Annotated in this window: 20 protein-coding genes and 1 riboswitch; all 20 genes read right to left on the bottom strand. The window is 47.4% G+C overall.

What is annotated here, in order from left to right; translation table 11 throughout:
- Positions 1 to 11: 11 nt before the first annotated feature.
- The gene (locus AC1WMD_RS13535) at positions 12 to 428 is read right to left on the bottom strand and encodes a bifunctional adenosylcobinamide kinase/adenosylcobinamide-phosphate guanylyltransferase (protein ID WP_043905311.1); all 417 of its coding nucleotides are present in this window, start codon (positions 426 to 428) and stop codon (positions 12 to 14) included.
- The gene (locus AC1WMD_RS13530) at positions 362 to 1,015 is read right to left on the bottom strand and encodes a histidine phosphatase family protein (protein WP_494257686.1); all 654 of its coding nucleotides are present in this window, start codon (positions 1,013 to 1,015) and stop codon (positions 362 to 364) included. Before AC1WMD_RS13530 ends, AC1WMD_RS13535 begins: the two co-directional genes overlap by 67 nt.
- Positions 973 to 1,761, bottom strand: coding sequence for an adenosylcobinamide-GDP ribazoletransferase (gene cobS, locus AC1WMD_RS13525; RefSeq protein ID WP_494257603.1), 789 nt, complete (start codon positions 1,759 to 1,761; stop codon positions 973 to 975). Before cobS ends, AC1WMD_RS13530 begins: the two co-directional genes overlap by 43 nt.
- Complete coding sequence (locus AC1WMD_RS13520; RefSeq protein WP_494257602.1) at positions 1,758 to 2,318, bottom strand: bifunctional adenosylcobinamide kinase/adenosylcobinamide-phosphate guanylyltransferase; 561 nt, start codon at positions 2,316 to 2,318, stop codon at positions 1,758 to 1,760. The genes cobS and AC1WMD_RS13520 overlap by 4 nt, the downstream gene beginning before the upstream one ends.
- Positions 2,315 to 3,385, bottom strand: a complete 1,071-nt coding sequence (gene cobD, locus AC1WMD_RS13515; RefSeq protein ID WP_494257600.1) for a threonine-phosphate decarboxylase CobD — start codon at positions 3,383 to 3,385, stop codon at positions 2,315 to 2,317. The genes AC1WMD_RS13520 and cobD overlap by 4 nt, the downstream gene beginning before the upstream one ends.
- Positions 3,342 to 4,313 (bottom strand): adenosylcobinamide-phosphate synthase CbiB, encoded by a 972-nt coding sequence (gene cbiB / locus AC1WMD_RS13510; RefSeq protein ID WP_043905316.1) that lies wholly within the window; start codon positions 4,311 to 4,313, stop codon positions 3,342 to 3,344. The genes cobD and cbiB overlap by 44 nt, the downstream gene beginning before the upstream one ends.
- Positions 4,310 to 5,794, bottom strand: a complete 1,485-nt coding sequence (locus AC1WMD_RS13505; RefSeq protein WP_494257684.1) for an adenosylcobinamide amidohydrolase — start codon at positions 5,792 to 5,794, stop codon at positions 4,310 to 4,312. Before AC1WMD_RS13505 ends, cbiB begins: the two co-directional genes overlap by 4 nt.
- On the bottom strand, positions 5,794 to 6,846 hold the full coding sequence (locus AC1WMD_RS13500; protein ID WP_043905317.1) for a FecCD family ABC transporter permease: 1,053 nt from the start codon (positions 6,844 to 6,846) through the stop codon (positions 5,794 to 5,796). The genes AC1WMD_RS13505 and AC1WMD_RS13500 overlap by 1 nt, the downstream gene beginning before the upstream one ends.
- Positions 6,812 to 7,768, bottom strand: coding sequence for an ABC transporter substrate-binding protein (locus AC1WMD_RS13495; RefSeq protein ID WP_043905318.1), 957 nt, complete (start codon positions 7,766 to 7,768; stop codon positions 6,812 to 6,814). Before AC1WMD_RS13495 ends, AC1WMD_RS13500 begins: the two co-directional genes overlap by 35 nt.
- A gap of 130 nt (positions 7,769 to 7,898) precedes the next feature.
- Positions 7,899 to 8,113, bottom strand: a riboswitch (cobalamin riboswitch).
- Positions 8,114 to 8,437: 324 nt separating this feature from the next.
- Positions 8,438 to 9,052, bottom strand: coding sequence for a PH domain-containing protein (locus tag AC1WMD_RS13490; protein ID WP_043906605.1), 615 nt, complete (start codon positions 9,050 to 9,052; stop codon positions 8,438 to 8,440).
- A 123-nt stretch (positions 9,053 to 9,175) separates the two neighbouring features.
- Complete coding sequence (locus AC1WMD_RS13485) at positions 9,176 to 10,555, bottom strand: APC family permease (RefSeq protein ID WP_043905319.1); 1,380 nt, start codon at positions 10,553 to 10,555, stop codon at positions 9,176 to 9,178.
- 14 nt (positions 10,556 to 10,569) lie between these two features.
- Entirely contained in the window at positions 10,570 to 11,475 is a 906-nt protein-coding gene (locus tag AC1WMD_RS13480) for an acetamidase/formamidase family protein (RefSeq protein ID WP_043905320.1), read from the bottom strand.
- A gap of 80 nt (positions 11,476 to 11,555) precedes the next feature.
- Complete coding sequence (locus AC1WMD_RS13475) at positions 11,556 to 12,899, bottom strand: hypothetical protein (RefSeq protein ID WP_483644603.1); 1,344 nt, start codon at positions 12,897 to 12,899, stop codon at positions 11,556 to 11,558.
- Positions 12,896 to 13,597, bottom strand: a complete 702-nt coding sequence (locus AC1WMD_RS13470) for a response regulator transcription factor (RefSeq protein WP_494257598.1) — start codon at positions 13,595 to 13,597, stop codon at positions 12,896 to 12,898. Before AC1WMD_RS13470 ends, AC1WMD_RS13475 begins: the two co-directional genes overlap by 4 nt.
- Positions 13,594 to 14,343, bottom strand: coding sequence for a sensor histidine kinase (locus tag AC1WMD_RS13465; protein ID WP_043905323.1), 750 nt, complete (start codon positions 14,341 to 14,343; stop codon positions 13,594 to 13,596). Before AC1WMD_RS13465 ends, AC1WMD_RS13470 begins: the two co-directional genes overlap by 4 nt.
- Positions 14,344 to 14,952: 609 nt before the next feature.
- Positions 14,953 to 15,870 carry a DUF7916 family protein gene (locus AC1WMD_RS13460; protein ID WP_494257597.1) on the bottom strand — a complete coding sequence of 306 codons (918 nt, stop codon included), beginning with the start codon at positions 15,868 to 15,870 and terminating at the stop codon, positions 14,953 to 14,955.
- Positions 15,871 to 15,960: 90 nt separating this feature from the next.
- On the bottom strand, positions 15,961 to 17,328 hold the full coding sequence (gene nagE, locus AC1WMD_RS13455; RefSeq protein ID WP_043905325.1) for an N-acetylglucosamine-specific PTS transporter subunit IIBC: 1,368 nt from the start codon (positions 17,326 to 17,328) through the stop codon (positions 15,961 to 15,963).
- A gap of 22 nt (positions 17,329 to 17,350) precedes the next feature.
- A complete protein-coding gene (locus AC1WMD_RS13450) occupies positions 17,351 to 18,079 on the bottom strand; it encodes a GntR family transcriptional regulator (protein WP_043905326.1) in 729 nt (242 codons plus the stop codon).
- Entirely contained in the window at positions 18,076 to 18,831 is a 756-nt protein-coding gene (nagB, locus tag AC1WMD_RS13445) for a glucosamine-6-phosphate deaminase (protein WP_043905327.1), read from the bottom strand. Before nagB ends, AC1WMD_RS13450 begins: the two co-directional genes overlap by 4 nt.
- Positions 18,803 to 20,017 (bottom strand): N-acetylglucosamine-6-phosphate deacetylase, encoded by a 1,215-nt coding sequence (gene nagA, locus AC1WMD_RS13440; protein ID WP_043905328.1) that lies wholly within the window; start codon positions 20,015 to 20,017, stop codon positions 18,803 to 18,805. Before nagA ends, nagB begins: the two co-directional genes overlap by 29 nt.
- Between the last annotated feature and the right edge of the window lie 53 nt (positions 20,018 to 20,070).

Here is a 20,070-nt window from a genome sequence, read left to right as displayed (position 1 = left end):
TTTTTCCCCCTTTATTTGATTCGTTCTGCCAATCCGCACCAAATGCGATCCACACGGCTGCAAAGCTGCACCAGCTGCTGGTAACACCACCCCGTTACATCACGCCATAATCGTTCTTCTTGCTCCATCGGCACGATTCCCTGGGTAATATCGGTGCCAATCCATACTACCGTGCGCCCCGGGCATTGCCGCTCCCATTCCTGCCACCGCGAAAAAAATTGCCCCCAATAACGGAGGTCAGGAAGGCGGCGAATCGCCGCTTCCAGCCCTTCAAGTACTACGATTCGTTCTAATATATTTTCATCCGGTCCGCCATATGTCCCTTTATATCCGTTATACCAAAGGATTTGCTTTCGTTCTTCTATTCCGTAATGTTTGCACACCCATTTTCGTTTTCCTTGAAAAGCACCTCCAACAATGAAATGCATCGCTTTTTCTCCTTCCACCTCTCTAGCGTCGATTGCAACGTATACCCGCCGCCAAACGGCACCACCCATTCCCAAAACGGCCTCTCGATCGGCGCGTATCTTTCTAATACATAACGAATCGGTCCGCCATGCGTGACGACGGCGACATGCTTCGCGTTTGTTTGTTTGGCAAGCAGGATGGTTTGTTCAAGCGCTTCTTCCACCCGCTGGCAAAAAGCTTGATAGCTTTCCCCATTTGACGGTACTACGGAAAGCGGAGAATGCAGCCATTGCTGATATTCTTTTATTTCTTTCAACTCTGGAAAAGTTTTTCCTTCCCAATCGCCAAAATTTATTTCCCGCCATTGCTCCATTTCGTATTTTGGGACATCATCATTTCTAAACAACAGCTTGCGCGTTTGCCGACAGCGCAGCAAATCGCTTGACACAAGCAAACCAACAGGCTCGAAAAGCTGCAAGCTTGCTTTAAGAAGCCGCGTTTTTTCCTGCTCTGCAAGCGGCACGTCCGTATGCCCGATATATCGCCGCGCCGCATTTTCCGACGTCAGCCCGTGCCGGATGAACGTAATAGCCAGATGAGACACCATAGCCACGTTTCCACTCCTTCCACAAACGCTCCGAGCGTATCGCCGGTAATCCCGCCAAATTGCTTTTCAAACGAAGTTCGCGCCAGCCAAACCGCCGCAATCGTTCCGCCTACCAATAAGCCAACGTTTTCGATCACGGAAGCATCAATGATGCAAATACACGCAAGCAGCACGATGCTAACCGCCATCGCCACATAACCATCCATGCGGGTAGTATGTTCACGAAAAGCAGCCGCCATTCCGGTTGGCTTTGCTGGTTTTCCGCAAATAAGAAGCCAAGCCGCTCCCGTTCGTGACAGCAGTGGAACGGCAATAAGAAAAAGTGCGTTCAGCCCAGCGCGTATCGTTTCCAACAAAAACAAAAGGCGGAACGAAAGTAAACAGAAAATCGATAAAACGGCAAACGCTCCGACGCGGGAATCACTCATAATTTCCTGGCGGCGCTTGATGTCACGGTATGAAAAAAAGGCATCGCTGACATCCATCCAGCCATCCGCATGCAAGCCGCCGGCAAGCCAAACCAATAGCCACATAAGAAACAGCGCCAAAAACAGCGGAGAAAAGGAAGAAAATGCAGAAAACAGGCAGTACATCACAGCCGCGACAACGCCGATAATGGCGCCGATCAGCGGGAAGAGACGGACGGACCAGCGCGCTACGTCACTGTTCCAATCAATTTGCTTCCGCACCGGAATCACCGTTAAAAATTGCAACGATAATAACAACCCGCTCCAAGCCGCTTTCATCGGAACAACTCTCCTTTTTTGACCGTTGCCAACCCGTGCTGGACTAAAACAGCAACCTCCGCTTCCTCGACAATTTGCTGATGAAGCCAGCCGAGCATTTTCATATAGTGATATGTCCCGATATCATCGGGCACTCCCCCGCAAAACAATTCATTGGAAACAATAATCAACGCTTTGCACACTCCCGCCAGCCGCTGTAGCGTTTCCCACATGTACGCCGCTTTACGGAAACATAATGTTTCCTCTTTCCAGCTGTCATCACGAAACAGCTCATTGGCGAGCCAATTTGTCAAACAGTCGAGCAGCACGACATCCCTTTTCGTAAATGATCCGACCAGCTGGTCAAGGCAAACAGGCTGTTCCCATGTGGTCCATGGCATCGCTTGTTTCTCCCGCCGCTTTTGGTGATGAATGATGCGTTGCTTCATTTCGTTGTCATTGGCGTTTGCCGTTGCAATATAGTGCAAGGAGAATTCCGGGGCCGCTAGCTTTTCCACGCACCTTTCGGCCACTTTGCTTTTTCCGCTGCGGACACCGCCGCTAATAAACACCATCATGTTCCCCACCGCTTTAACACATGCAATAATTCGTCATTTTCTTCTTTCGTTTTCACGGCAAAGCGCAAATAACGACCGTCAAGACCAGGGAAATTTACGGTATGGCGCGGTACAATCCCTTCCTTTAATAAAGAAAAAAATAGTTCTTCTGTTGAACACCCCGGCCGCCGCAATAAATAAAAGTTAGCGACAGACGGAGAAACAGAGTAGCCATATGCGCGCAATATGTCTGTGATTCTTTCCCTCTCTCTTGCAATCATCTGTTTCGTTTGCGCAACAAACTCCTCAAGCGGCAAAAAACGAATCGCCAGCTGCTGGGCAATCCGGCTTACGCTCCATGGCGGCTGCAACGCCTTTATTTTTTCCATGACCGTTTCATTTGCGGCCATATAGCCAATTCGCGCTCCTGCTAAATGATGGATTTTCGTCAAAGAGCGCAACACGATTATGCGGGAAAAGTCATTCATCCACTGCATTACCGTAAAGCCGCCAAGCCAAAAAGGGTAAAACGCCTCGTCAATCACCATAAACGTCCCTGCTTCCTCCGCCGCGGCAAGCAACGCATACAGCTCATCTTCTTCCATCACCGTTCCCGTTGGATTGTTGGGATGGCATAAAAAGAGAACATCGACCTCTTCTATTAATTTCATTAACTTCTGTTGCTCATATTTCCAATTTTGCTCTTCCGTTGCAGCAAGCGAGACAATGTCGCAGCCATGCGCCCGACAGGCGCGGCGATACTCGGAAAACGTCGGTTCGAGAATACCGACCCGTTTATTGGCAAACCATTTTGCGAGCAAATAAATGCACTCGGAAGCGCCGTTGGCGATAAGCAATTGCTCTGGCGATACCCCTTCTCTCTCAGCAAGCAGCTCGGCCAACTGCCGCGCCTCAGGATCGGGATACTCCATCGCCCATTGGCAAAACTCCGTCTGCGAAGGCCAAAGCGATGGCGGAAGCATATACGGGTTCGTATTGACGCTAAAATCGATGTACCTTTCCGGAAGCGGAATATTGCAGGATTCATATAACTTGCGAGGATTCGCTCCATGCGCCGGTAAACGCAACGATCATCCCTCCTATCAGCAATAACAGCGCAAACGATAAAACGGTCACGGCCATAATTCGGAGCGCCTGGCGAATATGTTTTGTTTGCAAAGGAACGAGCGGGTCACCGATCTTCGGCCGACTGGAAACGATGCCGTGATACGTATTCGTTCCGCCAAGCTGCACCCCTAAAAGCGCCGCCATTGCCGCTTCCGGCCAGCCGCTGTTTGGGCTTGGATGCTTGCGGGCATCGCGAAACAGCACGCGCCAGCAGCAGCGAAATCGCTTGCCGCCATGAACGAACACCATGACGACCGCTGTCAGACGCGCCGGTATATAATTCATGACATCATCCAGTCTTGCCGACGCCCAGCCGAACGCGCGGTACGTATCATTTTTATAGCCGAGCATCGAATCGCACGTATTGACAGCGCGATAAAAAAGCGCGAATGGTGCGCCGCCGATCCACGCGTAAAACAACGGCGCGGTAATGCCGTCGCTCGTATTTTCCGCCACCGTTTCCACGCAGGCACGGACAATTTCCGATTCATCCAAGTTTTCCGTATCACGGCCGACAATCATGCTTAACTCGCGGCGCGCTTGTTCCATCTCCCCCCGCTCGAGCGGCAACAGCACATTCCAGGCAGCTTCTTGCAGGCTTTTCGTGGCAATCGTGGTAAAAATCAGGATCGCTTCGACGACGACCCCAAAGAGCCAAGAGAGCGAATAACTAATTTTAACGACAATCAATGAAAGGATATACACCGTTCCCGTGACCGCCACCACCGTTACAATCCCTTTTACGCGCCGATATGCTCCTTTGTTTAGCCGCTGGTCCAAAAAAGTGATAAGCGCTCCCATGCCCCGCACCGGATGCGGCATCCAGCGCGGATCGCCAAGGCAAAAATCGAGCACAAGCGCCAGTGCAAGCGCCAGCAAATGGTTCATGAGAAACTCCTCCGCTTTCGGTATCGGCGCAGCGCTTCTTTTGTTGCTTCATAAACGACGCGGCCGATCGCTTTGCCAAGCGGCGTAATCGTGCCGGCATAGGCGAAGGTGTTCCCAGTTTGCGTCGCAGCAATGGCGATGCAATCGGTCGAAGTGCCGGTCGCGTGCGTGTTCGTCTCAGGGTCTAGGACGTTTTCTTCATACAATGCCTTCACCTTTGCTTCCGTCGCCGTCATCACCGCTTGCACATAGGCGGCATCGGTTAACGTCCCATCGATAAAAATCATCATATTAATGGTGCCGATTTTTTGCTCGAATTGCACCCGCTTCCATGAACGCGCGGCATCAACGGCATTTCCTACCCCGGCCGTCACCACCGCCCAGAGCGAAAACGCGTCTTGTTTTTCATACATGCAAACGACATCATGGATGTCGACTGCTGTCATCATTCCAATCGTACTGGAGACGGGTAGCCCTCTCTTCTGTAAATATTGCTTCATCTCTAATTCCGCATCTTCGCAGTTATAGTCTTTGGAAACTTGCCGGTTGACAAAATGGGTCGCCCATTGAAACCCCGAGCCAACAAGCGCGGAAGACAACACCTTGAGCGGCTCCGCAGCAGTGATGGCGATGCAGTCGTTCATCGTTGTCCATGTAAGGCGTTCAGACAGTTCCTGCTCTTCGACGATTGGCAATCCCTTTTCTGGCAAAAAGGCCAGCAGCGGCTTGGAAACGGTTGGATGCGCCTGTCTGTTTACCGGAGCTTGAAACACCGAATGGAGAAGCGCCGGCTCCATCAGCTCTTCCGGCGTGCCAAGCGCAACCACTTTCCCCTCTTTTAGCATTAAAAGCCTGTCACAATATAAACTGGCGATATTCATATCATGAAAAATGGCAAGCACGGTCAGTTTTTTCTCTTTCGCCGAACGAACAAGCTGATTTAACAGATGGAGCTGCTGGGTAATATCCATATGATTCGTCGGCTCATCGAGCAGCAGCAGCTCGGGATTTTGCGCCAGCGCCCGCGCCAAATAGGCACGCTGGCGCTCTCCTCCGCTTAAGCGCTCAATGCTTTCGCCCGCTTTTTCAGCGAGGCCAACTTCACGAATTGCCGCATCGACCGCCTGCTCATCTTCCTCCGTCCACACCGGAAATAACCGGCGCTGGTAGGCGTAGCGCCCAAGCTCCACCGTTTCTTTGACCGTATAGCCGAACGCCACATCGATCGTTTGCGGGAGCACCGCGGCAAAACGCGCCCACTCTTTATGCGAAAAAGAAGGAAGCGGCCGTCCATTCACGGTGATGCTGCCGCTTTGCACGGATAACTCTTTGCTTAACAGCTTCAACAAGGTCGTTTTCCCGCTGCCATTCGGTCCTAAAATGCCAAATATTTCCCCTTTTTCTACCGTAAAGGTAATATCATGAAGCACTTGTTTGCGCTGATAGCGGTAAGACACGTTGTTTACTTCCAGCACATCGATCACAACTTTCTTTTCATTCTTCGGAAAAATAATAACGCAAACAGCGGCGCGCCAATCAAAGAAGTAATGACGCCAATCGGCAATTCGCGCGGCGAAATGATCGTGCGCGCCAGCAAATCGGCAAGCACGAGAAAGGCCCCGCCGTATAGCAAAGACAGCGGCAGCAACAAACGGTGGTTCGGGCCGCAGACAAGGCGGACCATGTGAGGAACGACAAGCCCGACAAATCCGATCGTTCCCGACACCGATACGGCCGCCCCTGTCAATAACGAGGCTCCCGTTAAAATCATGATTTTGCGGCGCATCACGTTCACCCCGACATGGAGCGCCGCCGCTTCGCCAAAGGCGAACGCATTAAGCTCGCGCGCATTCAGAAGAAGCAAAACGACGCCGAGCAGAAAAAACGGAAGGAGAAGCACCGTATATTTCCAGCCCCGCATCGCGACGCTTCCCATCAGCCAGGCAATAATTTGTCTCAATTCCTCCCCAGTCAGCGCAATCATCAAAGAAATAAGGGCGCTGAAAAACGCTCCAAATATAATCCCGGCCAAAATGATCGTCTCCACCGACATTTGCCGTTCCACTGCCCTTGTAAATAAAAGCACAAGTGCGAGCGTCCCCAGACCAAATAAAATGCTGACGATCGGCAAAGTGAACGTGCCAAAGAGCGGCAGTTGAATACCGAAAAAAATGACGAGCACCGCACCGACAGAGGCTCCCGATGACACGCCAAGCGTATACGGATCGGCAAGCGCATTTTTTAACATCCCTTGAAACGCCGCTCCCGCAACTGCCAGCGACGCGCCGACAAGAAACGCGAGCACCACGCGCGGAAGGCGGATCGCCATCACGATTTGCACGAGATCATCGGGAACATCGCCGGGCAGCGGCAACCCAAGCCAGGTCGAAAAAAGAATCTTGATAATAGTAGAAAAGGGAATCGATAGCGAACCTATCGATATCCCTAATAAAAGCGAGACGGCCGCAACCGTTACGGCAATGATATACATCGATGCATTACTTAAAGATTTCCGGGTAAATGACTTTTGCAAGTTCCTCTACTCCTTCAACAAGACGCGGGCCCGGACGGCTGACTAAATCGGTATTGACATCATATACGCGCTTGTTTTTCACCGCCGGTACGTCTTTCCACGCCGCGCGTTCTAACACCTGTTTCGCTCCGCCGTAGGTAGTAATAATCACATCCGGCTTGTATGCCACCGCTTTTTCTTCCGTCACCATCGGCCAGCCTTCCAAGCCACCGGCAACGTTTTTCGCGGAAATGGCCTGAAGCATCTCGTCAATAAATGTCCCTTTTCCAGCCGTATAAATTTCTGGAGCTGGTGATACTTCGACCCATACTTTTACTTGATCTTCCGGTTTAATTTGTTTTGCCTTTTCTTTTATTTCTTCCAGTTTCGTTTTCATGTTGTTGATGATTTCTTGCGCTTTGCCATCAGTTCCAGTTGCCTTGCCAACTAATTCGATCGCATGATATACATCAGCAAACGATTTCGCATCATTGACTACTAGCACCGTAATGCCTGCATCTTTCAGCTGCTTGAGCCCGTCTTTCGAGTTGTGCGCGCCTGATGCATGAGCAAGCACTAAATCCGGTTTCAGCGAAATAATTTTTTCAACGTTGAAATCCATGCCGCCGATTTTTTCTTTCGTTTTCACATCTTCCGGATAGTTGTCAAAATCGCTGACGCCAACGATTTTGTCGCCTAATCCTAACGCATAGGCAATCTCCGTGTTGCTTGGAATCAAGGAAACGATTTTTTGCGGTTCCGACTTAATCGTCACTTCTTCCCCTAATCCATCTTTCACTGTTACCGGAAACGCAGTTTGTTCCGTTTTTGTTGCTTCTTTTTTCGCAGGCGATTTGCTTTCGTTCGCTCCATTGCATCCGAACAATAGGCCGAATGTAAGTACAAATACAAGCAGCATCACATACTGTTTCCATTTTTTCATTTTTCGTTCCCCCTTCTTAAGTAAAATAAAAAAGCCCATTCCTAACTCGGAATGAGCAAGAAACGGCAATATGTATGCACAAAGGCAGCCACCGTTGCCGCTTCCTACTCTCACCCCCCGAAGATTAGGAAACGTACAAGCAGGCAAGGCAGGTCTACTGACTCATGCTTCATCCTACTCTGAACCTTCCCATACGGCAAACGGCGCATGCCATCGTACCGTACAGTGGCGATTTCATTTCGTCCGCATTTACAGTTGCGGGGACAGTTCTGGACTTTCACCAGATTCCCTATTAAGCCATTAAGAGCGAATCGCTCCATTTGGCACCTTGCTGCGAATGTATGAAATTGTCGAACAATTGACAGTTATAATATTAAAGGATAAGAAAAACTTTGGCAATAAAAAAATGAAAGGTTCATTGATTTCAAGATATATAAAAATCCCCCGATGGCGGGGGACAAAGGAACAGCTCAATTATTAATATACCGGTGAACCTCCCCGACTAAATCAAAGATTCTAATCGGGGCATCCATTGTCTTAAATACAGCTGTACTCATCCTAAATGCTTCGCATTATAGAAGGGGAATGCGTCGAGGGTTTCGGTTCAATTCAACAAACTTCGCTTCTTTTATTTCTTCGGGCTGACGCGAATCTCACTAGATTAGCTTGTTAATTGTTAATATAGCGTTCAAAGACAAAGCCGAAGTCTTTCACCGTATATTTTGTTTTCGCGTCAACGAGCCACTGAAACGCGAGTTCATTCACCGCTTTGAAATCGGCAAAGAAATTATTTGTGTCACTTTTCACGCGCCCGAATACGTTCGCAGTCAATTCCAAACTTTTGTGCGCGTACTCCAGCTTCGTTTCGTTTTCATGGCAAAGCTCGGCGATGGCGAGCAGCGACTTATATAAATCTTTTAGTTCTTCTAAATACTTTTTATGAACGTCAATCGAATAGACATGGGCACCGATTTTAAATTTAATCTCCACGTCTAGATCAACGGTTCCCGCCGTTTCGAGCGACACGTCGGAAATCGGATGTTTGTAATAATCATAGCGGCGCAATACGCGTTTTTTGCTGGTTGCGCTCGTGCCATCCAAATGAATCAGCGCTTTATTCGTAAAACAATACTCATCTGATTTCGATTTAATTAAGAAATAAATCTTCTCCCCATCTTCATGCATTACGTAATCATCGGCGTCGACTTTATCGTAGTTTTCCGGCTTAATGACCGAGCCGATATCACTTAATCCAAGCACATCAGCGGCGACTTTTCCAAACATCATACAGCCCCTCTCTTTAAAGGTACCTATTTATGTTTATTATATCATATGGGTTTCCATTCCCGAATCTTTAGGCAAAAATAAAATCCAACGCGCTCGGAAAACGCGTTGGATTTTATCACGTTATTGCAGTTCATCTCCGAAACTAGAGTCTTTGTTTGTTAATTTTAAGAAAAGCAAATATACAAGGCCAATAGCGAGCCAAATCAATCCAAGTTTTTTGCTTAACGGATCAAGGCTATACCATACATAGCCGATAATCACTAGACCGATAAGCGGAAAAAGAAGGTGGTTCAAATAATCTTTGCTTCCTTGTTTGCGCAGAAAATAGTTGATCACGGAAACGTGCAAGAACAGAAATGCTGTTAATGCCCCAAAGTTTACAAGCGAAGCAAGCTTATCAATTTGCGAGGCAAAAACGGTAGTGACAATCAGGGAAATGACAGCGACAATAATGGTACTGACATATGGCGTTTGAAATTCTGGGTGTACTTTTGACAATATTTTTGGCAGTTTTCTGTCCCTTCCCATGCTATACAGGATGCGCGAAATAGCCGCTTGTGCTACGAGCGCGTTGGCAATCCCCCATGAAAACGCCGTTGCCAAAATCGTTGTCCACTTCAGCCATGAACCGCCGGCGATTTCAGCGATTTGATAAAAAGCAACATCCGCGTTTTTAAACGTTGTATAGTCGGGCCAAATGAGAGCTGCTACCCACGTTTGAATGATGAAAAGCACCCCTACTGTTAATAAAGAAAATACAATAGCCTTGCCAATCGATTTTTTTCCGCCTTTCGTTTCTTCGGCCAGCGTCGAAATGGCGTCAAAGCCAAGAAAACTTAACACGGCGATCGAAACGGCCCCCATTACCATTCTCATGCTAAAATGATGCGGGTCGTATAACGGCTTAAAGCTGAACTGCGCTCCGTTTACCCCTTTCGCGACGGCAATAATGCCGGTTACCACAAAAATCGCCAAAACGATTAACTCTAAAATGACGATGATCTTATTCGCTCTCGCCGTTATTTCAATGCCAAGAATATTGATCACCGTATTAATCCCAATGAACAGCACTAACCATACATAGATTGGAATTTGCGGAACAATATCAGCCAAAGCCGCCGCACTGACGAGATATAGCAAGGCTGGAACAAAAATGTAGTCTAATAATATCACCCAGCCAGCAATAAAACCTACATGCTCGTTAATCCCCCGCTGTGCATAGGAGTAGACGGACCCGGCAATGGGGAACGCTTCGGACATGCGCGCATAACTAAGTGCTGTAAAAATCATTCCTATCATTCCGATAAGGTAGGCAAGGGCAACCATGCCTTTGGAGCCTTCCGCTACATATCCATAAATGCCAAAAGGAGCAATTGGCACCATAAATACAAGTCCATAAATAAGCAAATCCAAAAAGCTTAATGAACGCTTTAATTCCTGTTTATATCCAAGCTGTTCAATAGTTATCTGCCCCGTCTGCTTTGCTTCCATCTGTGCCATTGCCCTTCACCCCTTTACGATTGGAATAATTCAATTTGATATGCCTCGAGCACCCAGCGCGGCACGAAGAATCGGGCTGTAACCAGCGGATCTACCACCTGGCTGATTTGCGTCTGTCCAACCGCACTCATCAGCATCGTTAAATGATTTAATGTTAAATCGGTATGAGGAAGAAGCAAATCCACCATCTCTTCCACCGACTGTTTCACCGCTTCATCTAATGTTTTGGCAGATACGATCGTCGCGATGCCTTCCTCGTTTTGCAAAAGAGGATGTTTTAAGGAATGGCCTTTAATAACGTGAAACGTAACTGTCACTTCCCCTGGAATTTCGATGCCGGACACACCGATTTCTCCGTCCCCCATCGCTGCATGCAAATCCCCTAACGCAAAAAGGGCACCTTCGACAAAAACAGGAAAATATACAGTAGCTCCTGTTGTAATGAGCTTTGTATCCATATTGCCGCCATGCGGTCCTGGTGTTCCGCAGGAAACGTCCTCACCGCTAGGAGCAACTCCAATGACGCCGATCATCGGATTTAATGGAATGGCAATTTTTTCGTTAAAAATCGCTTTATTCCCTTGAATTGGGATGATTTTTGCTTCAAACTGCGGAATCCGTTCGCCCAATACTCCGAGTCCTGGCCCAACAGCCATTACTCCTTGCCCTTTTAAACGAATTGTTTCAATCTTGACAGATAAAATATCTCCCGGCTCCGCTCCTTCAATATAAATTGGCCCTGTCGCCGGATTAATATGATTCCAGTCAATGGAGTCAAACGGCGTATGGTTGGAAGCAATTTGATTTTGAAAGCAATCATACGTTTCAATCACCACTGTCTCTCCGGATTTCACCTTTTTGACAGGCTGGTGATGTTTACTAAACGCATAAATCGATGTTTCGCATGGAATGAGCGTCATATCTCCTTCCCCCTTTTCAATTTGTATTTTTTATTATAATGGGGTTGATCCGCGTCTTTTTGCATTTTCTTCGCTAGTTTTTATAATTTCTTTATGTTTTGAATTATGCGATAAATAAACAGACTGAGAAAACATTCCATTCCGTTGGCCGCAACAACCATCACTTCCCCGCGCGACATCATCCATTGCCAATTGATAAAAAAGAAAACGACAATTGGGATCAACATTGCCAGTCTTACCTGTCTTTGTAAATAAAACAAAGCAAGCAATCCATAAAAAGAAGAGGCAAGCATAACAAAAAAGAGCATCATCTGCTTTATAGAAAAACAATGATGCATCCAAAAAACAATGATAACGATACAAAAACCGATATAATATTTGCTTTGATTTAAGACTTTCCTATTACACCGTGAAACAGCCTGCATCTCCATTAGCCGAAGAAGAGACTGCAGGGATATGGCAATACTGGAGGAGAAAGAGGCGAGAAAAGCAACTGTCAGGCAAAATACAAAAAAAGCGGAAGGGGCTTTAAACAGATTATGAAGCATTCCCGCTATACTACTTCCTCCGCCTAGCTGGACTGCAAAAGGAACAAACAACGCGGTGACCGCAAGCGGAACTGCCATCCAACAAAAGGCGGCTACATGAAAGATCATATTCATCCGTTCCTTTTTCATAGCTAAACCAATGCGCCACATATATTCATCTACAATAAGCTGACCCATCATCACTTCTAGTACGGCGAAAAACAGTGAAACCAGCTGAGTTGATTGGACCTGCAGGAAAGAAGGAAACTTGTCTGCAAGAACAGAGTAATTTTTTATAATTCCGCTCGTTAAATAATACGACAGTGGAACGATGCAAACGGCTATATAAATCAAATATAATTGAATGGTGCCGATCTTCTGGATTCCCCGTGTGCCGGCAAGAACAGTGAAAACATAAACATATAATAGCAAAAGGAACAACGCGTAATTAGGTAGATGGAATACATGCCTAAAGAGAAATGAAGATAGCGCCGCAGCTAGTACGAGCCGGCTCACATAAAAAAGGACAATCCATATATACATAAACGAAAACGCACGAGAAGTCATCAGACCGGCAAATATGTGCATCATTGACGCTCGTGGATTTTTCCGGATGATAATATACATCATTATCTTTTTCAGCCAATAGATCGAGAAAACACCGGCAGCTCCGATAACAAATCCTGAAGCTGCCCCATACTGTACAGAAGCGTAACACGAAAACAACAACACCTCTCCTGTAACAAAACGAATCAGCAGAAAATCCGTCCCTTTGCTTAGTCCTATCTTTTCTTGATGAAAATGTAAAACAGATTCAGACAAATGTTCGCCGACATAATGGATCACGGTAAGCAATAAACAAAAGGCGAGAAATAAAAGAGAGTACCAATCTATCATACATACTTCTCCTTGTATTGGGTTGGTGTCATACCGACGTATTTTCGAAAGGAGTTGCTAAAATGATGCTGGCTGGCAAACCCGGTTTCTTCCGCTATCCGTGCCACCGGCCAATCCGGCCTTTTGATAAGTAGCTCTTTCGCCTTTTCAATCCGATAATGGATAACATAGTCTTTGAAATGCATTCCTGTTTCTTCCGTAAACCGTTTGCTTAAATAGGCCGGATTGACATGAATTGCTTCTGCTATATCGTGTAAACTAATTTTTTGTCCATAATTTGCATGAATATACTCGATCGCTTCCTGGATGATCGAAGATTTTACTAACGCCTCCGGGTGTTTTTGAATAAATTTTTGCAGGGCGCTATCTAGTTCGCTCTCAATAAGCGGCTTGACTAAATAATCCAACACTTCTAACTGAATGGCCCGCTTTGCGTATTCGAAATCTTGATAAGCAGTAATAATAATAAACGTCATCATTGGATGGAGCTGTTTTAACGTATGGACCAAATCTAGCCCCGATTGTCCTGGAAGGTGAATATCAATGAATGCCAGTTTAAATAGATGTACCGCGGCTAATTTTTTTGCCTGCGCTGCATCTTCAGCGGCATACACTTCCCAATATGGATACTTCCGTTTCACCAAATACGTTAACTGTTCCAACTCCAAATATTCATCATCCACGACCAGCACTTTCATTTTTCTTCACCTGGCACGTAAGGCCAAACGATAAGCGCCTCTGTCAAACCGCGCGTATTTTTTTGCAATGATATTCTTGTTGGCATATCAAATAGAAGATTAAACCGTTTCCTTAGATTGTCCAACCCTATCCCACCTTTCTCTACAGATACAGCTTGTCCCTCGTTTCCATTGTCGCAAACCCGCAAATAGAGCCAATTTCCCTCGCGTGATAATGTAATTTCTATATATTTTTCTCCTATTTTCTTCTCTAGTCCATGTTTAAACGCATTTTCTACCAACGTTTGCAATGTGTATGGAGGAATTAGTGCTCTTTCCGCCTCTTTATCGACACGCACCAATGCTGTTAATTTCCGGCCAAACCGTAGTTTCTGTATGGCTAAATAGTTTTTCGTATGGGCTAATTCTTCTTTTATGGGGATAAGCGCTTCTTTCGATTGATAGCTATATCGCAAAAAGAGTGACAAATGTTCCATCCCTTTGATCATTTCTTCATTTTTTCCCAATCTAGCCAATGAAATAAACGCATTTAGCGTGTTAAATAAAAAATGCGGCTGAATTTGCTGATGCAGTTGCATGTACTTACTTTGCTGCAGCTCTTTCTCAAGGCGTACACGCGCATTTTCCAACTGCAAATAGTCGATTTCTTTTTCTCCCACACTCAACAATAAGAGCACGATAAGTGAGGTAAGTGGCAATAGTACACTAACAAAAATTAAAATACGAAACCATTCTTCGGTAATCATCCCCTTCCTCCTTTCCTCCCTTTTCGCTGCACAATGGTTTGATAACAACGTACACCATTTTATATACAATATCAAATAGTTTGATATATTCAATAAAAAAGTAATTTATGACTATTTTGAAAATATTAACAAGAATGTTGTTTGCCGCTACTCCAACTTGTTCCGTTTGTGGCTAAGCGATTGCAAAATAATGAACCGATTTATGTCTATATGGGTTATCCTGAGTAGAGAGGATGGCAGAAAATGAATCTCTCCCACCACCTTCATTTCATTTAGAGGCGGGAGTTTCTTGCCATCTCCCTCGAAGAAGCTTCTGCATCGAAGAAGGGGGCCTCCTTCCGTTCGATGGCTTTATCGGAAGTCTTCCCGTGGGATTCCGTAAGCAATATCGGTCCTGTTCCAACCCTTCTAACTACTTCCCGCTTACGATGTTCGCTTTTAGGAATCAAAAATCTCCCGTCTCATCTTCCTCCTTCCCTCGTGTAGGGGAGGGAGACTTCTCAGAAAAAATGTTAAAGCGTTTTTCCAGCAAGAAGGAACATCTATTTAGACAAAACGAAGAAGGAATGACGCTCCTTCTTCGTTTACACAGTGAGGGCGCTTATCTTTTTACCGCAACGGCGACCTCGCCATGCGAATATATGTATGGCGCTTGCCACGGATGGCAATCGAATACGTCATGATGTTTTCCGGAATCGCAATGCCGTGGTAGCCCGCATCGCCGATATGGTACAGATCGGCGCCGGCCATTTTGCTTGCGAGCGCGATTTGGCGGATCGTATCCTCGTCGGCCCCTTCCTGGCTCGTGCCGATCGTCAGCATCGCCAGCGCCCCATGTTCATGGGCAGCGCGGACGAGCTGTGCTGTTTTTTCGAGCGTTACACCAGGCACAGTGCCTGGCGCCGGCATGAGGACGATATCGGCCCCCGCTTGAACGAAGCGCAGCACCACGTCTTCCGATATAATGCCGCTTCCCGTTTCCCCAGCCACGCCAGCTGCGTGCATTTTCCCGGCGATAATGAGTCCCTCTTCGCCAAAAACGGCACGGGCTGTTTCGATCGCGCGGATAATTTTCTCATTGGTTACGCCTGTTTTCGGATTTCCGGTTAGGCAGACAAAATCAACCCCCAGACGTTTTGCTTCTAGCAGTGATTCCTCCGTCGCCATCCTTCCTTTTGGAAGAGAAGCAAGGCTTTCTAGCTGCTTTGCGTTAGGGTCAACGGGCTCTAAATTAACCCCTATCGGGCGCCCCGTTAATTGTTTTAGACGTTTTACGGCTTGATCCGGTTCATGCACATCTAATCCGTTCACAAGCGGGTAGAATACATCGAACATATTCAACAATAACAAATCCGCGCCAAACGCCGCGGCCAATTCCGCATTCGTCACCGCCGGATAAAGCGGGGCAACGGAGCCGATCACTTCCGCGACGATCGTTCTTCCTTCCGCTGCCTGAATCGATCGTTTCAACTCTTTTCCGTTCATACGCTGGAAATCCGAGGCACTGCAGTCTAGCAACCGCTTCATCAAAACCACTTCCCTTTCTTGCTCTCTTATAGAAAAATAGACATTCCAGCTCTTCTCATAGTGGAGAGAGCTGGAATGCTTCCGCTTGCATTATAGCTTTTTCAGCTCGTTGGCGACAAACTCGACATCCGTGCCGACAACGACTTGCACATCCGTTTGATTGAGGCGGATGACACCTTTTGCTCCTAAACGTTTCAGTTCAGTCTCATTGACTTTCGACATGTCTTTTACTTTTAAGCGCAAGCGGGTCACACAGTTGTCGATCTGGATGAGGTTATCTTTACCGCCCAGCGCTTCCATATACTTCACCGCGACATCTTTATAGCCGCCGCCCGATGGCGCTGCGCCGCTTTCCGTAAATTCGCCTTCGATTTCTTCTTCACGGCCAGGCGTTTTTAAGTCCAATTTGACAATCAAGAAATAGAACACAACGAAATAAACGACGGCATAGATAATTCCTTGCACGATTAATAGATACGGTTTTCGCGCAATTCCATAGTTTAAGAAAAAGTCAATCGCACCGGCCGAGAAAGTAAACCCGTGATGAATATCGAGCATCGTCGCAATCGCCAGCGAAAGCCCCGTTAATACGGCGTGCACGACATAAAGCAACGGCGATAAAAACATAAACAAAAACTCAATCGGTTCGGTAATTCCCGTTAAAAAGGCAGTGAACGCCACGCTGATGAGCGCACCGGATACGGCTTTGCGCCGCTCTTTTTTCGCTGCGGCAATCATGGCGAGCGCTGCGGCTGGAAGACCAAACATCATAATTGGGAAAAATCCTGCCATGAAAATGCCGGCATCTGGATCCTTCGCGAAGAATCGCCATAAATCCCCTGTTTTTCCGTTATACTCGCCAAACACAAACCATACGAAACTATTTAAGACGTGATGCAAGCCAACCGGTATGAGCAATCGGTTTAGGAAGCCGAAAACGCCCACCCCAAGCGCGCCAGCGCCGACGATCCATTTGCCGATGGCGTTAATGCCGTCTTGAATCGGCGGCCAAACATATCCGAAGACAAGTGCCAATATAAGCATGACAAACGAGGTCACAATTGGAACAAACCGCTTGCCCCCAAAAAATCCAAGCCAATCCGGTAATTTAATATTATGGTAGCGGTTATACAGCAATCCGGCAATCACACCGGAAATGATTCCGCCTAACACGGACATATTGATATCTTTGTCAATGGCAGCAGCCCCTTTTGTTAACACAAAGTAGCCGATCGCCCCGGCCAACGCCGCTGCGCCGTTTCCGTCTTTGGCAAAGCCAACGGCAACCCCGATCGCAAAAATGAGAGGCAGGTTCGCAAAAACAGCATCTCCTGTCGCGGCGATAAACGGAATATCCAATAAATCCGGCTGTCCTAAACGGAGCAATAACCCCGCTGCCGGCAGGACGGCAACCGGCAGCATAAACGCTTTTCCAAGCCTTTGTAAAAATCCTAACATAGAAAGAAGTTCCCCCTCTTTTTTATTTTGAACGTTCCATCTCAATCGTAAATTTGTAACGGTCACCACGATAAACCGATTTGACGACTTCTAACGGCCTGCCGTTATTTAAATAGCTTCTGCGCTGCATCAGAAGCACCGGTGCGCCTTCTTTCACTTGCAGCAGCTCCGCCTCCATCTTGCGGGCGACGGAAGCTTCAATGACTTGCACGCCCGATTGAATGGTTAACCCTAATTCTTTTTCAATAAAATCATAAACGGAACCGCTTACAATTTCGTAGGTTAAATGAGGAACGAGCGCACATGGAATATATAATGTTTCTAGCGCCATCGGCAGCCCATCGGCAAGGCGGACGCGGCGAATTTCATAAAGATCCGCTCCTTCGCGAACATCCAATAGCTGAGCCAACGACGTGCTGGCAGGAACAATGTTGAAAGCCAACACCATTGTTCCCGGTTTCATGCCGCGCGCGCGCATATCTTCGGAAAAGCTCGTCAACCCTTTCAGCGGTTGTTCGATTTTTGTCGCGGCGACAAATGTGCCTTTGCCCCGCTTTCTGACCAAGTATCCGTCATTGACTAAATTATTGATCGCCTGGCGGACGGTCATGCGGCTGATGTGATGCGTTTCCGCCAGCTCGCGCTCGGACGGAATCATTTCTCCCGGCTTGAGCTGTCCTTTTTCGATCATTTCTTTAATTCCTTGCTCCAGCTGGTAATAGATCGGAAGCGGCGAGTTTTTGTTAATCATCGCGCATACACCTTTCGTTTTTCATCTGGCACAAGCGACAATGCTTCTTGATCGGCAATCACCGTGACGTTCGGATGGGTATGAAGCACCGATGCCGGTACATCTGCAGTCACAATTCCTTCAAACAACTTTGCCATAATTGGTGCCTTCGCCGCTCCCGACGCTAATAGCAATATATGCCGGCTTTGTAAAATCGTCGCGATCCCCATCGTAATTGCCTGGTGCGGTACATCTTCTAAAGATGGGAAAAAACGGGCGTTCGCTTGCCTTGTTGACGGTGCCAGCACGACGACATGCGTCGGTGCCGAAAACGAGGTACCTGGTTCATTAAAACCGATGTGCCCATTGCGCCCGATTCCTAATACCTGCAAGTCAATTCCGCCCAAACGCTCAATGACTTGTTCATAACGCCGGCATTCCGCTTCGGCGTCATCAGCGAGACCGTTTGGAATATACGTTTGTGTAGAAGGAATATCGAGATGAGAAAATAAGTGCTTATTCATGTAATAGTGATAGCTGTTAGGATGATCAGGCGCTAAACCAAGATATTCATCTAAGTTCACTGTACGTACATGGCGATAAGACGTTCCGTTTTGGTTATGGTCTTTCACTAGCTGCTGATACGTGCCAAGCACGGTCGCCCCTGTCGCTAGCCCTAACACCGCATCCGGCTTTTTCTTGACTAGATCAATGATGATGTCGGCCGCTTTTTGGCTCATCTCTTCATAATTTTTGGCTTCGATCAGTTTCATCGTCGAATCCCTCCCATTTCGAATAGGCCATTTCTCCGCGGCATATCGTCATCACGACATCATGCTGCTCATTTAATACGACAATATCTGCATCTTTGCCGGCGCGGATGCTTCCTTTTCTGTCTAAGACGCCGAGTTGCTTTGCCGGATTCCAGCTCGCCATGCGGATGATATCTTCCAACGTGCAGCCGGTATACGCCATCGCATTTTTCACCGCATCGCCTAATTTTAAAATGCTTCCCGCCAACGTGCCATCACGCAACGTTGCTTTTTCCCCTTGCACCGTCACTTCCTGGCCGCCGAGCTCATATATTCCCGCTCCGAGACATTTGGCGCGCATCGCGTCTGTAATTAATATGAGCCCCGCGCTTCCTTTATTCCGGTAAGCAAAGCGAACCATTTCCGGCGCCACATGAATGCCATCGGCGATCAGTTCACATATTACTTCCTCGTGCATCAGCACTGCACCGGCGACTCCCGGCTCGCGGTGGTGGATGCCGCGCATGCCGTTAAATAGGTGGGTTGCATGCGTCACACCTGCGTCTATCGCCGCTTTTACTTGTTTGTATACCGCATCGGAATGGCCGATCGAGGCCACAACTCCAGTTTCTTTTAAATGCGCCGTAAGCGCTAATCCATTCTTTTCTTCCGGCGCCAGCGTGACAAGACGAATATGTCCATTCGCAATGTTCTGCCACTTTTGGAACAATTCGATATTCGGTTCGATGATATTTTTTGGATGTTGCGCGCCGGCACGTTTCGGTGAAATAAACGGACCTTCCAAATGAATGCCCAGTATTTCCGCCTTTCCGGGCTGGTTGGCGCTTTGCATGTATTGCGCCACGCTGCGAAGCGCCTGCTCAATCTGTTCGCTTGGCGCGGTCATCGTCGTCGCCAGAAAACTCGTCGTCCCTTCCTTTGGCAGCACCTTGGCCATCGTACGTAGCGCATCGCTTGTCGCATCCATTACATCAGCTCCCGCCGCGCCATGAATATGGACGTCAATAAAGCCTGGTATGACGGAAAAACTCGGACTAAGCTCTACCACCTCCGCTTCACTAGAAGCCGGGCATGATGACATCGGACCTGCTTCCAAAATTTTGTCCCCTTCTGTCAGCACATACCCTTGCTCGATTTTGCCGTTTTCCTCGTATATAACCGCGTTTTTCAGCAACCATCGTTTCATGATGATTACACCTTCTTTCCACTTTTATCTTAACATTATATTATCTAGTTGTC

The organism is Parageobacillus sp. NEAU-HV-2, from assembly GCF_059115485.1.
This window is presented reverse-complemented; position numbering and strand designations above follow the sequence as displayed.

Coding starts and splice junctions, on each gene's coding strand:
- AC1WMD_RS13535 (WP_043905311.1), bottom strand. CDS start 428: ATGCATTTCATTGTTGGAGGTGCTTTTCAAGGAAAACGAAAATGGGTG.
- AC1WMD_RS13530 (WP_494257686.1), bottom strand. CDS start 1,015: ATGGTGTCTCATCTGGCTATTACGTTCATCCGGCACGGGCTGACGTCG.
- cobS (WP_494257603.1), bottom strand. CDS start 1,761: ATGAAAGCGGCTTGGAGCGGGTTGTTATTATCGTTGCAATTTTTAACG.
- AC1WMD_RS13520 (WP_494257602.1), bottom strand. CDS start 2,318: ATGATGGTGTTTATTAGCGGCGGTGTCCGCAGCGGAAAAAGCAAAGTG.
- cbiB (WP_043905316.1), bottom strand. CDS start 4,313: ATGAACCATTTGCTGGCGCTTGCACTGGCGCTTGTGCTCGATTTTTGC.
- AC1WMD_RS13495 (WP_043905318.1), bottom strand. CDS start 7,768: ATGAAAAAATGGAAACAGTATGTGATGCTGCTTGTATTTGTACTTACA.
- AC1WMD_RS13490 (WP_043906605.1), bottom strand. CDS start 9,052: ATGTTTGGAAAAGTCGCCGCTGATGTGCTTGGATTAAGTGATATCGGC.
- AC1WMD_RS13485 (WP_043905319.1), bottom strand. CDS start 10,555: ATGGCACAGATGGAAGCAAAGCAGACGGGGCAGATAACTATTGAACAG.
- AC1WMD_RS13480 (WP_043905320.1), bottom strand. CDS start 11,475: ATGACGCTCATTCCATGCGAAACATCGATTTATGCGTTTAGTAAACAT.
- AC1WMD_RS13475 (WP_483644603.1), bottom strand. CDS start 12,899: ATGATAGATTGGTACTCTCTTTTATTTCTCGCCTTTTGTTTATTGCTT.
- AC1WMD_RS13470 (WP_494257598.1), bottom strand. CDS start 13,597: ATGAAAGTGCTGGTCGTGGATGATGAATATTTGGAGTTGGAACAGTTA.
- AC1WMD_RS13465 (WP_043905323.1), bottom strand. CDS start 14,343: ATGATTACCGAAGAATGGTTTCGTATTTTAATTTTTGTTAGTGTACTA.
- AC1WMD_RS13460 (WP_494257597.1), bottom strand. CDS start 15,870: ATGAAGCGGTTGCTAGACTGCAGTGCCTCGGATTTCCAGCGTATGAAC.
- nagE (WP_043905325.1), bottom strand. CDS start 17,328: ATGTTAGGATTTTTACAAAGGCTTGGAAAAGCGTTTATGCTGCCGGTT.
- AC1WMD_RS13450 (WP_043905326.1), bottom strand. CDS start 18,079: ATGATTAACAAAAACTCGCCGCTTCCGATCTATTACCAGCTGGAGCAA.
- nagB (WP_043905327.1), bottom strand. CDS start 18,831: ATGAAACTGATCGAAGCCAAAAATTATGAAGAGATGAGCCAAAAAGCG.
- nagA (WP_043905328.1), bottom strand. CDS start 20,017: ATGAAACGATGGTTGCTGAAAAACGCGGTTATATACGAGGAAAACGGC.